Here is a 22877-nt window from a genome sequence, read left to right as displayed (position 1 = left end):
GGCCGCGGGACGGGAGGATTCCCCATGTCTACCGATAACCAGACCAGGACCGTCGAGGTCTACGCCGACGTGTTGTGCCCGTGGAGCTACATCGGCAAAAGGCGTCTTGAGACGGCCCTGGCCGGGACGGAGGGCAGGGAGCGGCTTGAGATCGTCTGGCGCAGCTACGAGCTGTCGCCGGAGGAGGGCCGTACTCCCGGCAGGACGGCGGCCGAGGCGATGGGCGACTGGTGGGGCGAGCAGGGCAGCGCCAGGGTCGAGCTGATCCACACCCTCGGCCGGGCGGAGGGCGTGGACATCGACCTCACCCTCGCCAGGCCCGTCAACACCTTCGACGCCCACCGGCTGCGTCACCTGGCCGCCGACCACGGCCTGGCCGACCAGGTGATGGAGCGGTTGCTGCGCGCCTACCTCTGCGAGGGCGGCAACGTCAGCGACCCCGAGGTCCTGGAGCGCGTCGGTGTCGAGGCCGGTCTCGACGCCGGGCAGGTCCGCGCGCTGCTCGACGGCGACGCCTACGCCAAGGACGTCCGCGCCGACGAGCGCAGGGCGAAGGAGCGGGGCGTCAACGGCGTGCCGATGCTCATCATCGACGGCAGGCCGCCCGTCAGCGGCATCCAGCCTCCCGCCGACCTGACCCGCCTGCTCCAGGACGCGCTGCGCCCGGCGTCCGTCGCGGGCGACTGACGGGTTCGACACCTCACCGACACGACAGCACGAGAGGAATCACACCCGCATGGACATCGGTATCGGGCTTCCCGGGCACGCCCCCTGGACACAGGGCCGGGCCCTGGTCGACTGGGCGCGCCGGGCGGAGGAACGCGGCTTCTCCACGCTCTCCGTCAGCGACCGCCTGGTCTGGACGACGCCCGAACCCCTGATCACGCTGGCCGCCGCGGCCGGGGCCACCTCCCGCATCCGGCTGCTCACCAGCGTGCTGCTGGCGCCGCTGCGGGCCAACCACGCGCTGTTCGCCAAGGCCGTGACCACCCTCGACCAGCTCGCCGGTCCCGGCAGGCTCCAGCTCGGCCTCGCCCCCGGGCTGCGGGACGACGACTTCACCGAGGGCGGCGTCGACTACGCCACCCGGGGACGGCAGTTCGACCGGCTGCTCGACCGGCTGGCCGGGGTCTCCCGGGGAGAGGACCCGGTCGGCCCCCGCGCCGCGACGGACGGCGGGATCCCGCTGCTGTTCGGCGGGCACTCGGAGGCGGCCCTGCGGCGCATCGCCACCCGGGGCACCGGGTGGATCGCCGGCGACGCGACGGTCGAGGGGGTGCGGGAGTTCACCCCCGGCCTGGCCAAGGCCTGGGCGGACGCGGGCAGGCCGGGCGCCCCGAGGGTGGTCGCGACCGTGATGTTCGCCCTGGGACCGGACGCCCGCCGGGCGGTCTCGGCCGCCATCGAGCCCTACTACGCCTTCGCCGGCGAGGAGTACGCCTCCTACGGCGCCTCGGCGGCGCTCACCACGCCCGAGCAGATCACGACGGCGGTCGCCGGGTTCGCCGAGATCGGCGTCGACGAGCTGATCTTCGCGGGCAACGACCCCGACCCCGCCCAGGTCGACCTGCTGGCCGACACGATCGGGCTGTGAACCCGGGGGCGTGAGGACAGCCCCCATCCCACGCGGACCGTCGCGGCGCGGCGGCCTTCCGGACGAACTCGACGAAGGGATCAACCGATGGTCGCCGCTGCACCGGCGCGCGCAACCACGCGCGACTGGCTCGGCCTGGCGGTGCTGGCACTGCCGACGGTCGTGATCGCGATCAGCATGACCGTGCTGAACCTGGCCGTGCCCAAACTGAGCGCCGACCTGCGGCCCGACAGCACGCAGCTGCTGTGGATCATCGACGTCTACGGGTTCGTGATCTCCGGATTCCTGATCACGATGGGCAACGTGGGCGACCGCATCGGCCGCCGCAGGCTGCTCATCTGGGGGGCGGGCGCGTTCGGCCTGTCCAGCGCGTTCGCCGCCCTCGCCCCGAACGCCGAGCTGCTGATCCTGGCGCGGGCGCTGATGGGCGTCACCGCGGCGACCCTGATGCCCTCGACGATGTCGCTGATCCGCACCATCTTCGAGGACCCGCGTCAGCGCGCGGTCGCGGTCAGTGTCTGGATCTCCAGCTTCACCGCGGGCGCCGTGCTCGGCCCGGTCGTCGGCGGGGCGCTGCTGGAACGGTTCTGGTGGGGGTCGGTGTTCCTGCTGGCCGTACCGGTGGCCGTGCTGCTGGTCGTGCTCGGCCCGATCCTGCTGCCCGAGCAGCGCGACCCGGAGCCGGGACCGCTGGACTTCCTCAGCGCCGGGCTGCTGCTGGCGACCGTGCTGGCCGTGGTCTACGGGCTCAAGCGGATCGCCGCGGCCGGGGTGAGCCTGCCCGCCGTGGCCGTCACGGTCGCCGGGGTGGCCGTCGGCGTGGTCTTCGTCCGGCGGCAGCGGGTGCTGCGCGACCCGCTGCTGGACACCAGGCTGTTCGCCAACCGGGCCTTCACCGCCTCGCTGGGCACGACCGCCCTGGCCATCGCGGCCTCCGCCGGCATGCAGTTCTTCATCAGCCAGTACCTGCAGACGGTGCTCGGGCTGTCGCCGCTGCGGGCGGGCCTGGTGGTCGTGCCCAGCGCGGTGGCGAGCATCACCGGCACCATGCTCGCCCCGGTGCTCGCCCGCCGGATCCCCAGGGCCTACCTCATGGCGTTCGGGCTGGCCCTCTCGGCCCTGGGCATGGGGGTGCTGACACAGGTCAGCGCGGACGCCGGGGTCGGGATCGTGGTCGCGGCCACCGTGATGACCTCGCTGGGGTTCGGGCCGACGCTCGCGCTGGGCAGCGACCTGGTGCTCGGCTCGGTCCCCGTACGGCAGGCGGGGGCGGCCTCGGCGATCTCGGAGACCGGCTCCGACCTGGGTCTCGCCCTGGGCATCGCGGCCATCGGCAGCGCCGGGATGGCCGTCTACCGGGGAGAGGTGGCCGGGAACCTGCCCCGGGGCCTGCCCCCGCAGGCCGTCGCCGCGGCCCACGACACGGTGGGGGCGGCCTTCTCCGCCGCGGCGCGGCTGCCCGGTGAGCTGGGCGAGAGTCTGCGCCTGGCCGCGGGGCAGGCGTTCACCCACGGGCTGCGGCTCGCGGCGGGCATCGGCATGGTCACCGTCTTCGGGCTCGCGGTCGCGGTGGTCCTGCTGCTGCGCGGTGTACGGCCCGCGGACGCCCATGGGTCAGAGCAGTCGGATAAATCGGAGAAGCCCGAATTAGTAGAACATCGCGCCGAAGCGCCTGACATGTCATGAAAAGAAGGCTACATTTCCTACCAGGAAGATATGTAATATGGACGGCCGGCCCCGGGCCGGTTCCTGGCACGCACTACCCGTAAAGGTGCTGACGGAGTGTACTTGACCGGCAGATTCGCGCCTCCCGCGTTGCTGCTCATCACCGCCCTTGCCCTCTCCTCATGCGGCGCCGCCGCTGAAAGCGACACGAAATCCACCAAACCGGTCAGCGGGGGAATTCTTCGCTACGCGGTCAATACCGAACCGAGTAATCTCGACCCGCACGCGAGCCCCTCCGACATAACCGCCGTTTTCACTCGGCCCGTGCTCGACTCCCTGGTCTCCCTGGACCCCAAGGGCGGGGTGCACCCCTGGCTGGCGACGTCATGGCAGGTCTCGCCGGACGGGAAGAGCTACACCTTCGAGCTCCGCAAGGACGTCACCTTCAGCGACGGCACGCCGTTCGACGCCGCGGCGGTGAAGGCCAACCTCGACCACGTCGTCGACCCGAAGACCAAGTCCGAACTCGCCGCCGGGCTCATCACCCCCTACAAGGGGACCGAGGTGATCGGCCCGCACACGGTGCGCGTCGACCTCTCCCGGCCGCACTCCCCGCTGCTGTCGGCCCTGTCCACCCCCTACCTCGGCATCCAGTCACCCGCCTCGCTGAAGCTCGGCGCCGACGCCCTGGCCAGGAAGGTCGTGGGCTCGGGGCCGTTCGTGATCGACGCCTTCACCCCGCGTCAGGGCATCACCTACCACCGCAACCCGAAGTACGCCTGGCCGCCGCGGGGCACCGCGCACACCGGCCCCGCCTACCTCGACAAACTGGAGTTCAAGGTCCTGCGGGAGGACTCCGTCCGGGTCGGCGCGCTGACCAGCGGCCAGGTCGACGCCATCGGAAGCGTCCCCCCGGTCAACGTCAGCCAGGTCAAGGCCGACTCCAGACTCTGGCTTGAGACCCGTCAGGCCCCCGGCGGCAACTACAACTACTACCCGAACACCGCCAAGGGCGTCTTCTCCGACGTCCGCGTACGGCAGGCCTTCCGCGCGGCGATCGACCTCAAGACGATCATCGGCAAGCTCTACTTCGGCGTCTTCCAGCCCGCCGCGAGCCCCATCGCGCCCAGCACCTTCGGCTACGACCCCGGCACCGAACAACTCGGTGGATACGACCCGCAGGCGGCGGCGAAGCTGCTCGACGAGGCCGGGTGGACCGCCCGCGACGCCCAGGGCTACCGGACGAAGAACGGCGAACGGCTGACCGTCCGGTGGATGTTCGTCAAGATGATCGCCCGCGAGCAGCGCGCCGTACTGTCCGAGCAGGTGCAGGCCGAGGCCAGGAAGGCGGGCATCGACGTCCAGTTCCTCGACGTCACCCCGAGCAACTACGCGCCCATCGCCCTGCGGGGCGACTACGACCTGTCCGACTACAGCTGGCAGCGGGTGGACGCCGACGCCCTGCGCGACCTGTTCGCCTCCGCCAACATCCCCAACGACCAGGGCGGCTCGGGGGCCAACGCCTCCCGCTACTCGAACAAGGACGTCGACGCCTGGCTCGACCAGACCCTCGACACCGTCGACCCGGCCAAGCGCGCCGAGCTGTACGCCAAGGTGCAGCGCAAGGTCGTCGAGGACGCCGCGGTCTTCCCCGTCTACACCTTCAACTACGTGCTCGGCGCCGCCAGGAGGGTGCACGGCGTCACCTGGGAGGCGCAGGCCTACCCGAGCTTCTACGACGCCTGGGTCGCCGCGCGATGAGCGGGACCGTCCCCGGCCTCCGCCACCGGCGCCGCCTGCGCGCGGTGCTGGTCAGGCTGGCCACCTCACTCCTGGTGATCTGGGGGGCGGCCACGGTCTCCTTCGCGGCCCTCCAGCTCACCCCGGGCAGCGTGGCCGACGCACTGGTGGGAACCTCGATCGTCTCCCCGCAGGTCAAGGCGCAGATCATCGCCGACTACGGGCTCGACAGGCCCGTCCTGACGCAGTACCTCTCCTACCTCGGCATGGTCGTCAGGGGCGACCTCGGCCACTCCTACCAGCTCAACGAGTCGGTCGGCACGGCCATCTGGTCGCAGCTGGGCGCCTCGCTCCAGCTCACCGCCGCCGGGATGGGGCTGGCGCTGGTGCTGGCGACGGTGCTGGCGCTGCTGACCGCCAAGCGCTCCCGCTGGATCCGCGGGGTCTCCTCCGGCGCCGAACTCGTCGGCACCTCCGTGCCGATCTTCTGGGTGGGCATCCTGCTGCTGACGGTCTTCTCCTTCCAGCTCGGCTGGTTCCCCGCGGCGGGCGGTGACGGCCTCGCGGGGCTGGTCCTGCCCGCGATCTCCATGGCCCTGCCCGTGACGGCCCTGCTGGCCCAGGTCATGCGGGAGGGACTGGAACGGGCGCTGGACGAGCCGTTCGTGCTGACCGCCCGCGCCCGCGGCATGTCCGACGCCGCCGTACGGCTCAGGCACGCCCTCAGACACGCCCTGCTGCCGGTCGTCACCCTGGCCGGATGGCTGTTCGGGCTGCTGCTCGGCGCCATGGTCGTGATCGAGCAGGTCTTCTCCAGACAGGGACTCGGCACGCTCATGCTCGGCGCCGTCACCGGCAAGGACCTGCCGGTCGTGATGGGCGTCACGCTGCTCACCGCGACCGTCTACGTCGTCGTCAACGCCCTGATCGACCTGCTCTACCTGGTCATCGACCCCAGGCTGAGGGAGGCCACATGACGGCCGTCACCCTGCGGGCCGCGACCCGTGAACGACCCGGCGTCCGGCCGGGCGTCTGGGCCGCGGGCATCGCGCTCTCCCTGATCGTCCTGGCCGCCGTGGCGCCCGGCCTGCTCACCGACGGCGCCCCCCACGAGTCGGACGCGCTGATGGCGCTGCAACCCCCGGGGGAGGGTCACCCGTTCGGCACCGACGCCATCGGCAGGGACGTCTTCACCCGCATCGTGTACGGCGCCCGCCAGTCACTGCTGGCCGGGGTCGGCGCCACGGTGCTCGCGGTGGGCGCGGGCACCCTGCTCGGGCTGCTGGCCGCGCTCGGCGGGCGGGTCGCCGACGAGATCATCATGCGGCTGACGGACGTGACGCTGTCGCTGCCCACCCTGCTGCTGGCCCTGCTCGTCCTGACGATCACCGGCCCCGGCACCCTCAACTCGATCTACGCCATCGCGCTGTACACGATGCCCAGCTACGCCCGGCTGGTCAGGGTGCAGACGATGGTGATCCGCCGCTCGGGCCACGTGGAGGCCGCGACCTCGCTCGGCCTCACCCGCAGCCGGATCGTCCTGCGTCACATCCTGCCCAACGCCTTCGCCCCGCTGCTGGTACTGGCCACCATCGAGGTCGGCACCGCGCTGGTCGCGGCCTCCTCGCTCAGCTTCCTCGGGCTGGGCGCCAGGCCGCCTGCCCCCGAGTGGGGGGCGATGCTGGCCGGCGGGCGGGACTACTTCTCGGTCGCGTGGTGGGTCGCGGTCTTCCCCGGCGCGGCCGTCACGCTCACCGTGCTGTCGATCACGGTCGTCGGACGCGCCCTGCAGCGGCGCCTTGAGGGGAGGGACCGATGAACGGTGACCCGCTGGTCGAGGTCGAGGACCTGACCGTGTCCTTCGGGGCGATCGAGGCCGTACGGGGAGTGTCCCTGGCGGTGAGCCCCGGCGAGTGCGTGGCGATCGTCGGGGAGTCCGGCTCGGGCAAGAGCGTCACCGCCCGCAGCCTCATCGGGCTCACCGGAGAGGGCGCCACGGTCGGCGCCGCCCGGCTGCGCGTCGGCGGGCAGGACGCCCTGGCGTTCGGCGAACGGCAGTGGCGTCAGGTGCGCGGCACCGGGATCGGCTACGTCCTGCAGGACGCGCTGGTCTCCCTCGACCCGCTGCGGCCGGTCGGCAGGGAGATCGCCGAGACACTCAGGCTGCACCGCGCGGTGCCGCGCGCCGAGATCGACGGGCGCGTCATCGAGCTGCTGCGCGAGGTCGGGGTGCCCGAGCCCGAACTGCGGGCCGGGCAGTACCCGCACGAGCTGTCCGGCGGCCTGCGCCAGCGGGCGCTGATCGCCTCGGCCATCGCCTGCGACCCCGAGCTGCTCATCGCCGACGAGCCGACGACCGCGCTCGACGTGACCGTGCAGGCGCAGATCCTGCGGCTGCTCGACGAACGGCGGCGGGCGGGCACCGCGCTGCTGCTGATCAGCCACGACCTGGCGGTCGTCGCGCGGCTGGCCGACCGGGTGCTGGTCATGAAGGACGGGACGGTGGTCGAGGAGGGGCCGACCGGCCGGGTCCTCACCGCCCCGTCCCACCCCTACACCCGGGCGCTGCTGGCCGCCATCCCGGGAGAGCACAGCAGGGGCACCCGCCTATCGGCGACGTCCGGGCACGTACGGCCCGAGCCGCGCCGTGCCCCGGGGGAGGTGGTGATCGAGGCGCGCGGCCTGGTCAAGGACTTCCGTGGGCGGCGTGCCGTCGACGAGGTCTCCTTCGAGCTGCGCGCGGGTGAGACGCTCGGACTGGTCGGCGAGTCGGGGTCGGGCAAGACGACCGTCGCCAGACTGGTGCTCGGCCTCCTCGAATCCGACGGCGGGCAGGCACTGGTCGAGGGCAGGACCTGGGGGGAGATGACGGCACGGCAGCGCCGTGAGGCCCGCCGTCACGTCCAGGTGGTCTACCAGGACCCGCTCAGCTCCTTCGACCCCCGCTTCAACGTCAGGCGCATCCTCGACGAGGCGCTCATGGTCGGCGGGGTGCCCCGCGCGGAACGCCGCGACCAGGCCCTGCTGCTGCTCGACCAGGTCGGGCTCGACGGCGGCGTGCTGGAACGCCGCCCCCGGCAGCTGTCGGGAGGCCAGCGGCAGCGGGTCGCCATCGCCCGCGCCCTGGCCCCGCGGCCCCGGGTGCTGGTCTGCGACGAGCCGGTCTCCGCCCTGGACGTCTCGGTGCAGGCGCAGGTGCTCGACCTGCTGGCCGACCTGCAGGCGGAGCTGGGGATGGCCTACCTGTTCGTCTCCCACCACCTGGGCGTCGTCCACCACGTCAGCGACCGGGTCGTGGTGCTCAAGGAGGGCCGCGTCGTCGAGACCGGCGACGTCGGCCAGATCTTCACCGCGCCCCGGGCCGACTACACCCACGAACTGCTGGCCGCGATCCCCAGACTCGACCGGCCGTCCGAACAGGCGGGTACGGCCCACCTCGTCCCGGCCGCCCGGCCCCGACCAACGACGGAGGCAATCCAGTGAACGGTTCCGCGCTGAAGGGACGTGTCACCGCCGACGGCTCAAGCGGTTACCCCGCGGAGCCCGGCCGCTACCACCTCTATCTGGCCTGGTCGTGTCCCTGGGCGCAGCGGACGGCCATCGTGCGCGACCTCAAGGGCCTGCGGGAGGTCGTCACGCTGTCCTACGTCGAGGACGACCTCGGCGCCGAGGGGTGGACCTTCGGCCCCCGGCGCGGCCCCGACCCGGTGAACGGCTTCGGCCGCCTCAGGCAGGCCTACGAGGCGACCGTGCCCGGCTACGACGGCCCGGTCTCGGTGCCCGCGCTGTGGGACCGGGTGACCGGCGGCCTCGTCAGCAACGACTACGCCGCCATCACCGTCGACCTCGGCACCCAGTTCGAGGAGTGGGGCGACCCGGAGGTCCGGCTCTACCCGCCCGAGCTGCGCGCGGAGATCGACAGGCTCAACGCCTACCTGCACGCCGACCTCAACGGCGGCGCCTGGGAGGTGGCGATGACCACCACCCAGAAGGGGTACGAGGCGGCGCGCGGGCGTGTCGTCGCCGTCCTCGACCGGATGGAGAGACGCCTGGCCACCCGCCGGTTCCTGTTCGGGGACACGATCACCGAGTCCGACGTCTGGCTGTGGCCGACCCTGGCCCGCTTCGACCTCCTCGACAACCCGCTCGGGAAGATCAGCGAACGGAGCCTGAGCGACTTCCCGAACCTGTGGGCCTACGCCCGCGACCTGTACCAGCGGCCCGCCTTCCGCGACACCACGGACTTCGGGACCTTCCGCAGGGACCGCTCCTCGATCCGCAGACCGGGTCCGGCGCGGATCGAGGTCGAACCGGTCGAGGCGGACTGGGAGCTGCCACACGGCCGCGACTCGGTCCTGTGAACGGCACGCCGCGTGTCTTCGGCGGGGCCCGCCCGCGATCCGGTCCTGTGAACGGCGCGGCCGGGCCGTCCACGCCGCGTGTCTTCGGCGGGGCCGTCCACGGTTCGGTCCTACGGGTGGCGGGACTCCCGGGGAAGCCCCGCCCAGGAGGGGTGCTCACCGGAGGCCCAGGAGCCGGGCGGACGGTAGCCGTCCAGCCCCTCCGACCATGGGACGGGCCGTGAGGCGCCCTCGCGGGGCGGTGTGGCGCCGGGTGTGCCCCGCCTGCCCAGCGCGAGCAGCACGACGGCGAGAGCGGCGAGCTCCTCGGCTCCCGCCTCGCCCCGGACGACCAGGATCGGCGTCGCTGTCATCGTCGCTGTCACTGTGGCTGGTTTCCGTGCTTGCGCGAGGGCAACACCCGGTGCTTGCCGCGCAGCATCGCCAGGGCGCCGATCAGCGCGGAGCGGGTGTCGGCCGGGTCGATGACGTCGTCGACGAGGCCGCGTTCCGCCGCGTGGTAGGGGTGCATCAGCTCCTGGCGGTACTGCTCGGTCCGCAGGTCGAAGACCGCCTTCGGGTCCTCGGCCGCGGCGATCTCCCGCCTGAAGATGACGTTCGCGGCGCCCTCGGCGCCCATCACCGCGATCTCGTTGGTCGGCCACGCCAGCGACAGGTCGGCCCCGATGGAGCGCGAGTCCATCACGATGTAGGCGCCGCCGTACGCCTTGCGCAGGACGAGCTGGACGCGGGGGACCGTGGCGTTGCAGTAGGCGTAGAGCAGCTTGGCGCCGTGCCTGATGACGCCGCCGTGCTCCTGGTCCGTCCCGGGCAGGAAACCCGGGGTGTCGACCATCGTCACCAGCGGGATGTTGAAGGCGTCGCAGAACTGGACGAATCTGGCGGCCTTCTCCGAGGCGTCGATGTCGAGCACCCCGGCGAGGCTGGCGGGCTGGTTGGCGACGATGCCGGTGACCTGCCCGTCCAGCCTGACCAGCGCGCACACGACGTTCGGCGCCCACTGCTCGTGCAGCTCCAGCATCTCGCCGTCGTCCACGATCTCCTCGATCACCGCCCGCATGTCGTAGGCGCGGCCGGTCTCGACCGGGACCAGGTCGAGCAGCCGTTCCACCCGCCGGTCCGGCGGGTCGGCGGGCGCGAGGACGGGCGCGGACTCCCGGTTGTTGGACGGCAGCAGCGACAGCAGGTACCTGACGTCCGCCAGGCAGGTCTCCTCGTCGTCGTAGACGAAGGAGCCGACGCCGGAGCGCGCGTGCACGTCGGCGCCGCCGAGCTCCTCGTGGGTGACGCTCTCTCCGGTCACCGTCTGGACCACGTCGGGGCCGGTGATGAACATCTGCGCCACCCCGCGCACCATGAAGACGAAGTCGGTGAGCGCGGGGGAGTAGGCCGCGCCCCCGGCGCAGGGGCCGACCACCACGCTGATCTGCGGGATCACCCCGGAGGCGCGGACGTTGCGCTGGAATATCCCGCCGTAGCCCGCCAGCGCCGTCACCCCCTCCTGGATGCGCGCGCCCGCGCCGTCGCACAGCCCGACGATCGGGGCGCCCGTCGTCTCCGCGAGGTCCATCACCTTGTGGATCTTCTCGGCGTGGGCCTCGCCGAGGGCGCCGCCGAAGATCCGGAAGTCGTGCGCGTAGGCGAAGACCTTGCGCCCGTGCACCCGCCCCCACCCGCACACCACGCCGTCGGTGTACGGCCTGCGGTCCTCAAGGCCGAAGCCCGTCGCGCGGTGCCTGCGGAAGGCCTCGATCTCGGTGAAGGTCCCCTCGTCGAACAGCAGCCTGAGCCGTTCCCTGACGGTCAGCTTGCCCTTGGCGTGCTGTGCCCGGGAGGCCTGCTCGCCGGGCCCCACCCTGGCACGGGCCCGCATCCACGTCAGCGCGGCGACGCGCTCGCGCATCGGAGAGGCGGGGCCCGTGGTCACGGGCTCGGGCGGTTCGTGCGTGACGGTGCTCATCGACATCCCCCTCGGCGGCTCGGCCTCCGGCGTGCGTTCGACCGGGTCCCAGCATGGCCGGAGCCGATCGAGGAACACTTGAACCAGCCTCGCACCCGACCTATTTGGTGGGATATGACAGCTTTTAAAGCGCTACAGGTGGATTTTTCGCAGAAAAGCGGCACACCAGCCAAGGGGGCGTAGTGATCCGAGTCCTGATAGCCGAGGACGTCAACATGATCCGGGGCGCACTGGTGGCCCTGCTCGAACTCGAAGACGATCTCAAGGTGGTCGCCGAGGTCGGCGACGGCGACCGGATCGTCTCCGAGGCCGTACGGCACCGGCCCGACGTGGCCCTGATCGACGTGGGCCTGCCGGGACTCGACGGCATCAGCGCCGCCAACAGGCTGCGCGAGACCCTGCCCGGATGCCGCACCCTCATCCTCACCGGCCTGGGAAGACCGGGGACGCTGCACCGCGCCATCGAGGCGAAGGTCTCCGGATACGTCCTGAAGGACGCCCCGCCTGAGGAACTCGCCCACGCCGTACGGGCCGTGGCCGACGGGCAGCACGTCTTCGACCCCAAGCTGGCGCTCGCCGCGTGGAACGACGGGGCCAACCCCCTCACGCTGCGCGAGGCCGAAGTGCTCAGGATGGCCGGGTCGGGGGCGGGAGCGCGGGAGATCGCCGCCCGCCTGTCACTGTCGCCGGGGACCGTGCGCAACTACCTCACCGCCATCGTCGGCAAACTGCGCGCGCGCAACCTCATCGACGCGCTACGTCTCGCACAGGAATCGGGGTGGCTCTCCTGACGCCCGCTCGGCCGGGACGCCGGAGGCACCGGAGGAGCCCAGGGAGTTCGGGGACCCCGGGGAGCCGGGGGAGAAGGTGTCCCTGGGGATCGCGACCTCAAGGACGAACCGGCCGCCGGAACGGGCCGCGGAGAAACGGCCGTTGACCGTGGCGACCCGGGACGCGAGGTTGGCCAGCCCGTTGCCGTCCTTCGCCGGGCGCCAGGGGCTGCCCGGCGCGCAGTCGTTCGCCAGGACCATCGTGACCGCCTCGCCCGTGGACCGGACGGAGACCTCGCACCACCGGCCGGTGCCGTGTTTGAGGAGGTTGGTGACGCCCTCGCGCAACACGATCGCCAGGACGGTCCCGGTGTCCGGGTCGAGAGGCTCGGGGGAGATGTCCGCCTCGACCCTGATGCCCAGGCCGGACAGCGTCGAGAGCACCGAGTCCAGTTCGTCCCGCAACGACATCCTGCTGTGGTTGTGCGAGAGTTCGCGGACTTCGGCCAGAGCCTTGCGTGAGATCTCGATGATCTCCGAGAGCTCCTCCCTGACCCGGGGGGACTCCGCGGGGGTGATCCGCCGGGCCAGCTCGCCCTTGAGGGCGATCGTGGAGATCCCGTGGCTGAGCAGGTCGTGCAGGTCGCGGGCGATCCGTTCGCGCTCCTGCGCGATGGCGGCGGCGCACAACAGCTCCGCCCTGGCCGCCTCAAGGGCCGTCCGGTGCCCCCGCCACCTGACCAGGGCGTCTCCCAGCCGCCTCAGGGTGAGGAAACCGATCCCGGTCGCACCGGCGACGGCCAGCGCGACGACCCCGCCGAGCAGCAGGTCCTCGCCGAAACTCGCATCGAGGACACGGCCACCCCAGAAACCGCACTGGGCGGCGATCAGGACCGTCGCGAGCGAACGCAGCCGTACGGGCATCCGACGCGGAGCATCTGACCTTGCGATTTCTTCCATCGTCACACTCCAAAGCACATGCTGGGGCGTCGACTGCAACGGATACGTAGATCAGCGGTCCATAGCAACTGTACGAGGGCCGTGCCCGGGGCCGCTCCGCGCCGCCACGGGGCCGCCGGGCGGCGGGGACGCGCTCGCAGGAGTGACGTCGTGGAGGAGTGGGGCCGGGCGCCGAGGGCGAACTCCACCCCGCGAGGGCGCCGCCGTACGGGGAGACCGGGCCGGTCCCGCGCGACCGGGGCGGGCCGTCGTGCCCGCCCGTGAGCCGGGCCCGGTCGTCCGCGGAGAGTTCCCCGGCGGGGGGTGCCCAGGAGGGGGCTGGAAACCGGGGGACGGTGAAAGGTTCAGCGGACGACGATGAAGTCGTCGGCCTTTCTCGGGGCGCGGTCCCTGGGCGGGGCCGCGGGGCGGCCGACGGCGACGGCGCCCATCGGGTCCCAGTCGCCGGGCAGACCGAGCACCTCGCGGACCACGTCGCGGCAGAACATCGTCGAGGAGACCCAGGCCGAGCCGAGCCCCTCGACCGCGAGCTGGACCAGGAGGTTCTGCACCCCGGCACCCGCCGCGACCACGAACATCTCCCGCTCGGCCGCGTTGCGCCGCTCGTCGCGGTAGGTGTGCGAGCCGTCCGTCACCAGGCAGGGCACCACCAGGTACGGCGCGCCGCGCAGCACCTCCCCGCGCGTGACCCGCCTGGTGATCGCCTCCTCGGAGAACCCGTCCCCCCGGAGGTCGGCGATCCACGCCTCCCGCATGGCGTCCAGGAGCTTGGCCCTGACCTCGGGCGACTCAAGCAGGACGAACCGCCACGGCGTGGTGTGGTGCGGGGCGGGGGCGGCGATCGCGGCCTCCACGGCCCTGCGGACCTTGGCGCCGTCGACGGGCTCGGCGGAGAAGGAACGCACGGTCCTGCGGGCGAAGAGCACGTCCCGCGAGCCGTACCGGAACATGTCCTCCTCCGACGGGCGGACCAGTTCGCGGACGCCGGGGCCGTCCTCCTGGGTGGTGTACTCGGCCATCCCCCTGATCACCGCCACCGGGGTCTGGGCGAGCTTGCCCTTGACCAGGTCACCCGCGGCGGCCAACTCGTCGGCGACCGCGGTCAGGGTGACCTCAAGAGCGTTGCCGTGGTCGTCGGACATGCCCCGGTAGTCGAGGATGGGGGTCACCCCCGCCACACCGATCGCCACGTCCGTCTGGCCGTTGCGCCACGGGCGGCCGAAGGTGTCGGAGACGATGACGCCGACCGAGACGCCGAGCCTGCGCCGTACGCTCTCCCGCACCGCGGTGGCGGAGGCGTCGGGGTCGACGGGCAGCAGCACGACGGTGCCCGTCTCGGTGTTGGAGGCGTCGACCCCGGCCGCGGCCATGACGAACCCGTGCGTGGTCTGCGCGATCACCGTCTCGCCCCAGCGGGCCACGACCCGGGTGGTCTCGGCGGTGATGGCCTCGGCCCGGGTGATGCCTCGCCTGACCCGCCCCTCGGCCTTGCTGGAGATCTTGGAGGTGACGACGAGGATGTCGCCGTCACGCAGGTCGGGCGCGGCGTCCGCGATCAGCTCGCCGACGTCGTCGCCCTCCCTCACCTCGGGGATGCCGGGGACGGCGAAGATCTCCAGCCTGGCGTCCTGGGAGCCGTCCCTGGTACGGCGGACCCTGCTCATCGGGCCTCCCCGTCCGAGCCGCCGGTCCCGGCCAGGGAGACGGCAAGGTCGAGGGCGGCCCGCGCGATGTCGGCGGCGGCCTCGACGTCGTGCATGATCAGGGGACGGGCCTCGACGCGCACGCCGTCGAGGGCGACCCCGGCGTCCTCCTCGGCGACCAGCCAGCCGTCGATCAGCGGCGAGCCGTACAGGTCGAGGACCGCCTGGGCGGTGGTCTCCACGCCGATCGCGGTCAGGCAGGCGTCGGCCATGCCGCGTACGGGGGCGCCGCCGACGATGGGGGAGACGCCGACGACCGTCTTGGCCTCAAGGGCCTCGCGGATGCCCTTGATCTGCAGGATCGTGCCGATGCTCACCACGGGGTTGGACGGGGGCAGGATCACCACGTCGGCCTCGGCGACGGCCTGGAGCACGCCGGGGGCGGGACGGGCCTCCTCCGCGCCGACGAGGATGATCCGCTCGGCGGGGACCGAGGCGCGCAGCCGTACCCACCACTCCTGGAAGTGGACGGCCCTGCGGCCCCGCTCGTCGGAGATGACCACGTGGGTCTCGGCCCTGTCGTCGGTCATCGGGATCAGCCGCACGCCGGGCTGCCAGCGGGCGCACAGCGCCTCGGTGACGGCCGACAGGGGGTATCCGGCGGAGAGCATCTGGGTGCGCACGATGTGCGTGGCGAAGTCACGGTCCCCCAGGCCGAACCACTGCGGTTCGACGCCGTAGGCGGCCAGCTCCTCCTTGACGACGTGGCTCTCCTTCTGCCTGCCCCAGCCCTGCTCCTCGTCGATGCCGCCGCCCAGGGTGTACATGACGGTGTCCAGGTCGGGGCAGACCTGCAAGCCGTACAGGGTGATGTCGTCACCGGTGTTGCCGATGACGGTGATCTCTGAATCGGGGACGGCGGAACGGAGGCCGCGCAGGAAACGGGCACCGCCGATCCCACCTGCGAGGGACACAATGCGCATGCGGTCCAGTGTTCCACTGCCGTACCGGTACCGCCCTGATGGGGTATGGGAGCGTTCGTCAAGGGGGCGGGACGACTTGTCTTGATCGTTATGCACGGCGTCTTCGCTGGCAGCGTGATCTTCAGGGCTGCCCGAAATATGTCCGAATAGGATGCTATGTAGTACTTATGGGATAAGTGGGCTTGCTGGGACTCCAGACACCTAAGTCGGCCATGTGCAAAACTTGCCCCGGGTTTACCTGAGAACCCTTTGGGAGTAATCGTGATCAATGCGGAAGCGGGCAGGCTCAGGGAGCCGGCCGCGTGGCTCATGATCGCCGTAGCGTCCACGGGCGTTCTCGTCGATGTCGAGCGGCTGCTGTTCGGTACATCGCTCGGAGGGTCCTTCGCGTTTCGCGCGGCCGGCCAGGTGGGCGGACTCACCTCCCCGGTGACCACCGCGCTGCTCGTCGGCGCCGTGCTGCTGGCGGGAAACGCGGGCCCGGCGATCGCGCGGCTGAAACTCATGACGCAGATCGCGGTCGGCACGCTCGGCCTGGCCGCCCTGTTCGGCACGGTCGGCCTCTTCGGCGGCCTGTTCGCCGGTGAGACCGGCCTCATGGAGAAGGTCGAGTTCCTCCTCGTCAGCCTCCCCACCCTTGGGCTGACCGGCCTCGCACTGGCCTATCTCCTGCCCAGGATGGCCGCCGCCGGGCCCGCGCGGAAGGAACCGGTCTTCTCCCACGGCCAGGCCTTCCCCACCCCGCAGCCCGGCGCGCACTCCGTTCCGCAGCCCGGCGCACAGCCCGGTGCGCCCTTCCCGGGGGCCCACCCCCAGGAGCAGGTCCCGCAGCACGGCTTCCCGCCCCAGGAGCAGCACGGCTTCCCGCCGTACGACCAGCAGGGCGCGCCGCAGGGGGCCAACGTCCAGGAACAGCCCCCCGCGCACGGCCGGCCGCCGCACGAGCAGGTCCCGCCGCAGTACGAGCAGGCGGCCCGCCCCCAGGAGACGGCCCAGCACGGCTTCCCGGTCCAGGACCAGGGCGGCCATGGTTTCGCGGCTCAGGACCAGGGCGGTCACGGCTTCCCGGCCCAGGACCAGGGGAGCCACGGGTTCGCGCAGCAGGCTCCGCCCGCCCCCGCGAGCAGGCCCGCGCACAGCCAGCCCGCCCTTCCCCCCGGCCCGGCCGCCGCCGAGGCGTACGGCGCCGAGGGATACGGCGAGAGGTACGGCCAGGACCTGCTGACCCCGCAGACCGGCTCCCACGCCTCCCCGGCCCCCTCCTACGGCGCCGCGGAGTCCTACAACGATTCCTACGGTGAGTCCTACAACCCGGGGCCGTACGTCCCGGCGGACGTCCAGCCTCCGGCGCCGTCCTACGACCCGCCCGCCTACGACCAGTCCGGTTACGGACCGAGGACGGAGCCGCAGCCACAGCAGCAGCCACCGTCACAGCCGCAGGCCCCGTCCTACACCGACGCCTACGCCGACCCCCAGCCGTCCGCCTACCCGCCGCCCGCCGAGCCCCAGGCCACCGGGTACGGCCAGCAGGCCGGGCAGTTCCACGGCGCCGACTCCTACGGCGGCCGCCCCGAACCGCAGGCGGCCTCGCCGTACGGCTCCGACAGCGAGCCGCGGCTGACGTTCGACGCGCAGGGGCAGCACTCCTTCCCGCAGCCGCCGGACAACTACGGCCAGCCGTTCACCGGCTACTCCGGCTCCGAGTACGTCCGCCAGACCGAGCCGAACCTGCACTACCCGGCGCCCGACCCGGTCGACCCCCGCTCGCAGCAGATGGCGCAGGCCTACCAGCAGGCGGAGAACTACCAGCAGTCGCAGGCGGGCACGCCGGAACCGCAGCTGCGCGTCCCCGAGTACACCTCGAACCCCCAGACCCCTCAGCAGGGCGGAAACTACGACAGCCTCGGGTACCCGCAGGCGCAGCCGTACCAGCAGGGCGGCGGCCAGTGGGAGGCCCCGGCCGAGACGACGCTGAGGTTCGACCCCGCCGCATACCAGGGCGACCCGCTCAACGGCCCGAGCCCCTCGGGGCGCTCGTGGGACTCGCAGCCCCCCATCGACCCCACCGCGATTTACAAACCGGAGCGCTCGACCCAGGTAACGGGAGAGGAAAGTCCGGACAGAGAAAGGGTGGGTCCCGGTCAGGAGCAGAACATGTCCTGGTACGGTTCCGACCGCCGAGAGCACTGAAGAGCCAGGCGATCGTCACGGGAGACCGGGGTGAACGCCGTATTTGGCAGTAGGACGATCCACTACCGGGGAGAGCAGGTCTTTCCCCGGATACCGGCATGCCGCTTGACGTCACACAGGCCACGCGCGTGTAATTACACACGTGTTGTTACGCCTTCCCGCTGGTGGGTAAGAGGGGAGGCGTTCATAGGGGGGCTCCATTTGCGGGCAGGCGGCAGGGAGGTGTGCAGTGGCCGACCTGGTCATCGCACAGGACAGCATCGCTGAAGAGCAGCTTGGTTGGCAGGAACGCGCGCTGTGCGCGCAAACCGACCCCGAGGCGTTCTTCCCCGAGAAGGGGGGATCCACTCGGGAGGCCAAAAAGGTCTGCCGCTCGTGCGAGGTGCGTGCCGAATGCCTTGAGTACGCTCTGGAGCACGACGAGCGGTTCGGGATCTGGGGAGGGCTCTCCGAGAGGGAGCGCCGCAGGATCAAGCGCGAGGCGGTCTGAGCGGACGATTGACGCGCTCACCGGGGGCCACGGGTTCACGGAGAGTGCTTGATCATATATCGACGGAGCATGTGGCCGACCGGCCACATGCTCCTTTTTTGGTGCATCAGGCATACCTCAACAGAGGGTGCCGTATCGTGGTCGCGCCGATCATCAGCCCTTCCTGAACACGGGACGCATGTCCAGCACCGACTCCCCCCGCCCCAACCACACCGTCACCGCGATCGTCGTGGCCCACGACGGCGCACGCTGGCTTGGGGAGACCCTCGCCGCGCTGCTGCGGCAGACCCGCCCCATCGACCGGGCGGTCGGGGTCGACAACGGCAGCAAGGACGGCAGCGCCGCGCTGCTGACCGGTACCCTCGGCCGCAACGCCGTGCTCACGCTGCCGCGCTCGACGAGCTTCGGCCAGGCCGTGGCCGAGGTCCTCGACCGGCTCGGGCCCTCTGAGGGAAACGAGTGGCTGTGGCTGCTGCACGACGACTGCGCGCCGGACGACGGCGCCCTCGAAGCCCTGCTGAAGGCCGCCGACGACGACCCGGGCGCGGCCGTACTCGGCCCCAAGCTCCGCGACTGGCTCGACCGGCGGCTCCTGCTTGAGGTCGGCGTCACCGTGGACCTGCGAGGACGCAGGGACACCGGCATCGAACCCCGCGAGTTCGACCAGGGCCAGTACAGCGGCGCCAGGGACGTGCTCTCGGTCTCCACGGCCGGGATGCTGGTCCGCAGGGACGTCTGGGAGGAGGTCGGCGGCCTCGACCCCTTCCTGCCGTTGTTCCGTGACGACCTCGACCTGTGCTGGCGGATCAGGAGTGCCGGATACCGGGTCCGCAACGTCACCCAGGCCGTCGCCTGGCACGCGGAGGCGGCTGGCAGGCGCCGCCGCCGCATCACCGTCAGCGGCGACCACCCCCGCCGCCTCGACCGCCGCAACGCCATGTTCGTGGTCATGGCGAACCTGCCCGCGCGGTCTCTGCCGTGGGCGCTGCTGCGCAACCTCTTCGGCTCGCTGGTCAGCACACTGCTGTTCCTGCTGGCCAAACAGCCCGCCGACGCGCTGGACGAGGCGCTCGCGCTCGGCTCGATCCTCAGGCACCCGGGCAGGCTCGTCAGGGCCAGACGCGTCCGCGCCGCGGGCAGGAGACGCGGCGGCGCCGCGGCGGCCAGGCTGCTCACCCCGCCGGGCGCGGGCTACCGTCGGCTGGCCGACCGGTTCCAGGGCTACCTGGCGGGCAACGGCCTCGTCGAGTCGGCGGGACGCCACCACGCCGCGACCCCCGTCCAGGAGGACGGGGAAGAGCTGCTCACCGACGACGTCGGGGCGACCCGGCGCCTGTTCGGCAGTCCGGGCATGGCGCTGTTCCTGGTCCTGGCCGCCGTCACGCTGGTCGCGGAACGCGGCCTGATCGGCGGCTCCCGGCTGGGCGGCGGCGCGCTCGTCCCCGTGATCGGCGGCGCCTCCGACCTGTGGGACCTCTACACCGAGGGCTACCGTCAGGCGGGACTCGGCGGTGACGGGTGGGCGCCGCCGTACGTGGCGGTGCTCGCCGGGCTGTCCACGGTGTTGTTCGGCAAACCCTGGCTCGCCGTGACCGTGCTGCTGCTCGGCTGCGTGCCGCTGGCCGGGCTCTCCGCCTACACCGCGACCAGGGCGATGATCCCGGGCCGCTGGACCCGCGTCTGGCTCGGCGCCTCCTACGCGCTGCTGCCCGTCGCCACCGGGGCGATCGCGGCCGGGAGACTCGGCACCGCCGTGGTCTTCACGCTGCTGCCCTGCTACGCGGCGCTGGCCACCAGGATGCTGACCGCCGACCCGCGCCGGGCGCGCCGCGCCGCCTGGGGACTCGGCCTGCTGCTGGCCGTCGGTACGGCCTTCGCCCCGCTGATCTACCCGCTCACGCTGGTCCTGGGCGCGCTGGCCGCGCTGGCCTTCCCCCGCAGGGGACTGACCGGCTCGGTCGTCATCGCCTTCGGCGTCCCGGTGGCGCTGCTGCTGCCCTGGCTGGTCCAGGTGGTCTCCACCCCCGGGCTGCTGCTGCTCGAAGCGGGCCTGCACCGGCCCGAGCTGGTCGACGCCGCGCTGCCCGCCTCCTCGCTGTTGCTGCTCAGCCCCGGCGGCCCGGGGATGCCGCCGCTGTGGGTGACGGGCGGCCTCATCGCCGCCTGCCTGGCCGCGCTGCTGATGCGCCGCGACCGGACGGTCGTCGCCGTCGGCTGGGGCGTCGCGCTCTTCGGCACGCTGGTCGCGATCCTGGTCAGCAGAACCCCGGTCACCTCGCTGAACGCCGACACCCGGGCCCCCGCCTGGCCCGGCGTGCCGCTCGCCCTCGCCGCGATCGGCATGCTCGTCGTCGCCGCGCTCACCGCCAACCGCATCGCCGACCTCAGGAAGGCGGGCGGGCCGCGCAGAGCCGTGGCGGTCGCCGTCGTCGCCGTCGCGTTCTCGACCCCGGTCCTCGCGGCCGGAATGTGGATCACCAGGGGGGCGGGCGGCCCCCTCGGCGGTGACGTCGGCGACGTGATGCCCGCGCTGGCCGCCCTCAACTCCGGCGGCGGCGAACGGACCCTGCTGCTGCGCGAGAAGGACGGCGCCCTGGCCTTCACCGTGCTGCGGGGCCGTACCCCGCTGGTCGGCGAGGCCGACATCCCCACCCCGCCCGGCCCCAGGGAACGGGTCGCCGTCGCCGCGGGAGGACTGGCCTCGGGCAGGGGCGGTGACGACGCCGACGTGCTCGCCTCCTACGGCATACGGTTCGTCGTGGTCGTCCCGCCGGTGACCGAGACGATCAGCCACGCCCTCGACTCCCAGCCCGCCCTGGCCAGGATGAGCCTGTCGCGTGCCATAGGCGTGTGGCAGCTGACCCAGCCGGTCACCGTGCCCCCCACCCCGCAGGACGACCCCTGGCACGGCCGCTGGCTGTGGGCGCAGGCCGTACTGCTGCTGGTCGTCTCCGTCCTGGCCGCCCCGGCCTCACGCGGCGCCGACGGTCAGATTCGCACCGAGGTCCCCGAGCCAGGCAGGGAGCCGTCCAGCCGATGAAGTCCCTGATCGAGAACCGGTTCAGCCTCCTCGCGCTCGTCCTGGTCGCCCTGCTGGCCCTGTACGGCGTAGCCTCCGCGACCAGGCCCGCTCCCGAGGCCGAACCGGCCAAGGGCCTCAGACGGGTCCCCGTCGCCTCGGTGACGGTCGTCTGCCCCGACCCCGGCGACACCGACGCCGCCGTCGTCACCCCGCCGGGCGGCCAGGACGCGGGAACCGCCACACTCGTCACCGGGGACACCACGGTCACGGCCCTGCGGACCCCCGGCACCCTCTGGCACGAGAAGATCCCCGCCAAGTCGGCCCCGCTCGTCGTGACCGCCAAGGCGAACATGGCGGCGGGCCTTGAGGCCTCCCAGACCCGCAGGGAGACCTCGGGCAGGCACCGCGGGCTGGCCGGAGTGCGGTGCGTCGAGCCCGCCGCCGACACCTGGCTGGTCGGTCCCGGGCCCGCGGCGGCCGACGTCACGCTCTACCTCGCCAACCCGGGACTCGCCCAGGCGACCGTCGAGCTCACGGTCTACGCGGGGGAGGGGCCGGTGGTCTCCGACTCGGGCGACGTGATCACCATGAAGCCGGGCGAGACCAGGGCGATCGACCTCAAGGACGTCGCGCCCTCACCGCTCGTCATGGCGGTCGGGGTACGCACCGTCTCCGGCCGGGTCACCGCGGCGGCCCGGGCGATCATGCACGGCGGAAAGGGCGTGGACTGGCTGCCCGCCTCGGCCCCTCCCGCGACCCGCGTCGTGGTCCCCGCCGTCCCCGGCGGAGGCGGCACCCGCCAGCTGCTGGTCGCCTCGACCGCCGAGACCGACACCCTGGTCGAGATCAAGGCGATCACCTCGGACGGGACCTACGCCCTCAAGGGCAAGGAGGTGCTCGAAGTGCCCGCCGAGTCGGTCGCGACCCTGGACCTGTCGAACGCCGTGGACGACCGGTCGGCCGCCCTCGTGCTGACCTCGGAGACCCCCATCCTCGCCGGGGTGACGGTCACCGGGACCGGCAAGAAACCCGATGTGGCCTTCACCGCCGGAGCCGCCCCCATCGACCTGGGCAGCGTGGTCGCCGACAACCACACCGGCGGGGACAAGGGCGCGAGGCTCGTGCTGAGCGCGCCGGAGACGGCAGGCAAGGTGAGCGTGCGGGTCCTGCCACGCAAGGGAAAGGCACCGGAACCGTTCGAGGTGGACATCCCCGCCGCCCGCACCAAACAGGTGAGCCTCCCCAAGGTCGACGGCCCCTTCGGAGTGCTGGTGCTACCGGTGGAAGGATCGGGGCCCGTGTACGGCGGGCGGGTGATGGACGAACGAATCAAGAAGGGCCTGGCCCTGACCGTCCAACCCCTCGCCGCGGCCCGAGTGTGGGCTCTGGTGCCACCTACGACGGAATCGATGGGGGTGGTGTTGTGACTCTTTGCTCCGCCTTCGGCGTCGCGGGTTCGGGCGCTTCGAGCCAACGCTTTCCCTCGTCGTTCGTCCGCT

18 protein-coding genes are annotated in these 22877 nt (G+C 72.2%); 13 read left to right on the top strand and 5 right to left on the bottom strand.

Translation table 11 applies throughout. The annotated features are described in order from the left end of the window. Positions 1–24: 24 nt before the first annotated feature. The 8 genes from ABZ463_RS03395 to ABZ463_RS03360 all read left to right on the top strand — a co-directional run bounded on the left by ABZ463_RS03395 (position 25) and on the right by ABZ463_RS03360 (position 9360). Complete coding sequence (locus ABZ463_RS03395; RefSeq protein WP_362772486.1) at positions 25–687, top strand: DsbA family oxidoreductase; 663 nt, start codon at positions 25–27, stop codon at positions 685–687. 49 nt (positions 688–736) lie between these two features. Next, positions 737–1594 (top strand): LLM class flavin-dependent oxidoreductase, encoded by an 858-nt coding sequence (locus tag ABZ463_RS03390; protein ID WP_352009887.1) that lies wholly within the window; start codon positions 737–739, stop codon positions 1592–1594. 87 nt (positions 1595–1681) lie between these two features. Beyond that, positions 1682–3280, top strand: a complete 1599-nt coding sequence (locus tag ABZ463_RS03385; protein ID WP_352009886.1) for an MFS transporter — start codon at positions 1682–1684, stop codon at positions 3278–3280. A 303-nt stretch (positions 3281–3583) separates the two neighbouring features. Beyond that, positions 3584–5020, top strand: a complete 1437-nt coding sequence (locus ABZ463_RS03380; protein ID WP_362772481.1) for an ABC transporter substrate-binding protein — start codon at positions 3584–3586, stop codon at positions 5018–5020. Further along, positions 5017–5976: an ABC transporter permease gene (locus ABZ463_RS03375; RefSeq protein WP_362772478.1), complete on the top strand. Its 960-nt coding sequence runs from the start codon at positions 5017–5019 to the stop codon at positions 5974–5976. Before ABZ463_RS03380 ends, ABZ463_RS03375 begins: the two co-directional genes overlap by 4 nt. Further along, entirely contained in the window at positions 5973–6818 is an 846-nt protein-coding gene (locus tag ABZ463_RS03370; protein WP_352009883.1) for an ABC transporter permease, read from the top strand. Before ABZ463_RS03375 ends, ABZ463_RS03370 begins: the two co-directional genes overlap by 4 nt. Further along, entirely contained in the window at positions 6815–8482 is a 1668-nt protein-coding gene (locus ABZ463_RS03365) for an ABC transporter ATP-binding protein (RefSeq protein WP_362772474.1), read from the top strand. The genes ABZ463_RS03370 and ABZ463_RS03365 overlap by 4 nt, the downstream gene beginning before the upstream one ends. Further along, the gene (locus ABZ463_RS03360) at positions 8479–9360 is read left to right on the top strand and encodes a glutathione S-transferase C-terminal domain-containing protein (protein WP_352009881.1); all 882 of its coding nucleotides are present in this window, start codon (positions 8479–8481) and stop codon (positions 9358–9360) included. Before ABZ463_RS03365 ends, ABZ463_RS03360 begins: the two co-directional genes overlap by 4 nt. A gap of 110 nt (positions 9361–9470) precedes the next feature. On the opposite strand, the gene ABZ463_RS03355 is transcribed toward ABZ463_RS03360, so the two are convergent. Then, entirely contained in the window at positions 9471–9713 is a 243-nt protein-coding gene (locus ABZ463_RS03355) for an acyl-CoA carboxylase epsilon subunit (protein WP_362772470.1), read from the bottom strand. Positions 9714–9721: 8 nt separating this feature from the next. After that, a complete protein-coding gene (locus tag ABZ463_RS03350; protein ID WP_352010170.1) occupies positions 9722–11233 on the bottom strand; it encodes an acyl-CoA carboxylase subunit beta in 1512 nt (503 codons plus the stop codon). 269 nt (positions 11234–11502) lie between these two features. Here ABZ463_RS03350 and ABZ463_RS03345 point away from each other — a divergent pair, with 269 nt between their 5' ends. Further along, positions 11503–12111 (top strand): response regulator transcription factor, encoded by a 609-nt coding sequence (locus ABZ463_RS03345; RefSeq protein WP_352009879.1) that lies wholly within the window; start codon positions 11503–11505, stop codon positions 12109–12111. Here the strand turns inward: ABZ463_RS03345 and ABZ463_RS03340 are convergent. The 3 genes from ABZ463_RS03340 to cofD form a co-directional block, all read right to left on the bottom strand. Continuing rightward, on the bottom strand, positions 12076–13050 hold the full coding sequence (locus ABZ463_RS03340; RefSeq protein WP_362772467.1) for a histidine kinase: 975 nt from the start codon (positions 13048–13050) through the stop codon (positions 12076–12078). The two genes, ABZ463_RS03345 and ABZ463_RS03340, sit on opposite strands and share 36 nt — an antisense overlap. Positions 13051–13394: 344 nt before the next feature. Further along, a complete protein-coding gene (locus tag ABZ463_RS03335; protein WP_362772464.1) occupies positions 13395–14714 on the bottom strand; it encodes a coenzyme F420-0:L-glutamate ligase in 1320 nt (439 codons plus the stop codon). After that, positions 14711–15676 (bottom strand): 2-phospho-L-lactate transferase, encoded by a 966-nt coding sequence (gene cofD / locus ABZ463_RS03330; protein WP_352009876.1) that lies wholly within the window; start codon positions 15674–15676, stop codon positions 14711–14713. The genes ABZ463_RS03335 and cofD overlap by 4 nt, the downstream gene beginning before the upstream one ends. Positions 15677–15937: 261 nt before the next feature. On the opposite strand from cofD, the gene ABZ463_RS03325 reads away from it, so the two are divergent. The 4 genes from ABZ463_RS03325 (at position 15938) to ABZ463_RS03310 (ending at position 22805) form a co-directional block, all read left to right on the top strand. Next, on the top strand, positions 15938–17866 hold the full coding sequence (locus ABZ463_RS03325; protein ID WP_362772461.1) for a hypothetical protein: 1929 nt from the start codon (positions 15938–15940) through the stop codon (positions 17864–17866). Positions 17867–18095: 229 nt separating this feature from the next. Then, entirely contained in the window at positions 18096–18356 is a 261-nt protein-coding gene (locus ABZ463_RS03320; RefSeq protein WP_012888122.1) for a WhiB family transcriptional regulator, read from the top strand. Between the two features lie 178 nt (positions 18357–18534). Next, positions 18535–21396, top strand: coding sequence for a glycosyltransferase family 2 protein (locus ABZ463_RS03315; RefSeq protein WP_362772458.1), 2862 nt, complete (start codon positions 18535–18537; stop codon positions 21394–21396). After that, the gene (locus ABZ463_RS03310) at positions 21393–22805 is read left to right on the top strand and encodes a DUF5719 family protein (protein WP_352009873.1); all 1413 of its coding nucleotides are present in this window, start codon (positions 21393–21395) and stop codon (positions 22803–22805) included. Before ABZ463_RS03315 ends, ABZ463_RS03310 begins: the two co-directional genes overlap by 4 nt. Positions 22806–22877: the final 72 nt, after the last annotated feature.

The sequence above is a fragment of the Streptosporangium sp. NPDC020145 genome, from assembly GCF_040631275.1.
Classification (GTDB): domain Bacteria; phylum Actinomycetota; class Actinomycetes; order Streptosporangiales; family Streptosporangiaceae; genus Streptosporangium.
Note: the sequence above shows the minus strand (reverse complement) of the source record. Positions and strands in the feature narration are given on the sequence as shown.

Excerpts from the sequence above, each read along its gene's own strand:
- ABZ463_RS03395 (WP_362772486.1), top strand. The coding sequence starts at position 25 with ATGTCTACCGATAACCAGACCAGGACCGTCGAGGTCTACGCCGACGTG.
- ABZ463_RS03390 (WP_352009887.1), top strand. The coding sequence starts at position 737 with ATGGACATCGGTATCGGGCTTCCCGGGCACGCCCCCTGGACACAGGGC.
- ABZ463_RS03385 (WP_352009886.1), top strand. The coding sequence starts at position 1,682 with ATGGTCGCCGCTGCACCGGCGCGCGCAACCACGCGCGACTGGCTCGGC.
- ABZ463_RS03375 (WP_362772478.1), top strand. The coding sequence starts at position 5,017 with ATGAGCGGGACCGTCCCCGGCCTCCGCCACCGGCGCCGCCTGCGCGCG.
- ABZ463_RS03370 (WP_352009883.1), top strand. The coding sequence starts at position 5,973 with ATGACGGCCGTCACCCTGCGGGCCGCGACCCGTGAACGACCCGGCGTC.
- ABZ463_RS03365 (WP_362772474.1), top strand. The coding sequence starts at position 6,815 with ATGAACGGTGACCCGCTGGTCGAGGTCGAGGACCTGACCGTGTCCTTC.
- ABZ463_RS03355 (WP_362772470.1), bottom strand. The coding sequence starts at position 9,713 with ATGACAGCGACGCCGATCCTGGTCGTCCGGGGCGAGGCGGGAGCCGAG.
- ABZ463_RS03350 (WP_352010170.1), bottom strand. The coding sequence starts at position 11,233 with ATGCGGGCCCGTGCCAGGGTGGGGCCCGGCGAGCAGGCCTCCCGGGCA.
- ABZ463_RS03340 (WP_362772467.1), bottom strand. The coding sequence starts at position 13,050 with ATGGAAGAAATCGCAAGGTCAGATGCTCCGCGTCGGATGCCCGTACGG.
- ABZ463_RS03335 (WP_362772464.1), bottom strand. The coding sequence starts at position 14,714 with ATGAGCAGGGTCCGCCGTACCAGGGACGGCTCCCAGGACGCCAGGCTG.
- cofD (WP_352009876.1), bottom strand. The coding sequence starts at position 15,676 with ATGCGCATTGTGTCCCTCGCAGGTGGGATCGGCGGTGCCCGTTTCCTG.
- ABZ463_RS03315 (WP_362772458.1), top strand. The coding sequence starts at position 18,535 with ATGTCCAGCACCGACTCCCCCCGCCCCAACCACACCGTCACCGCGATC.
- ABZ463_RS03310 (WP_352009873.1), top strand. The coding sequence starts at position 21,393 with ATGAAGTCCCTGATCGAGAACCGGTTCAGCCTCCTCGCGCTCGTCCTG.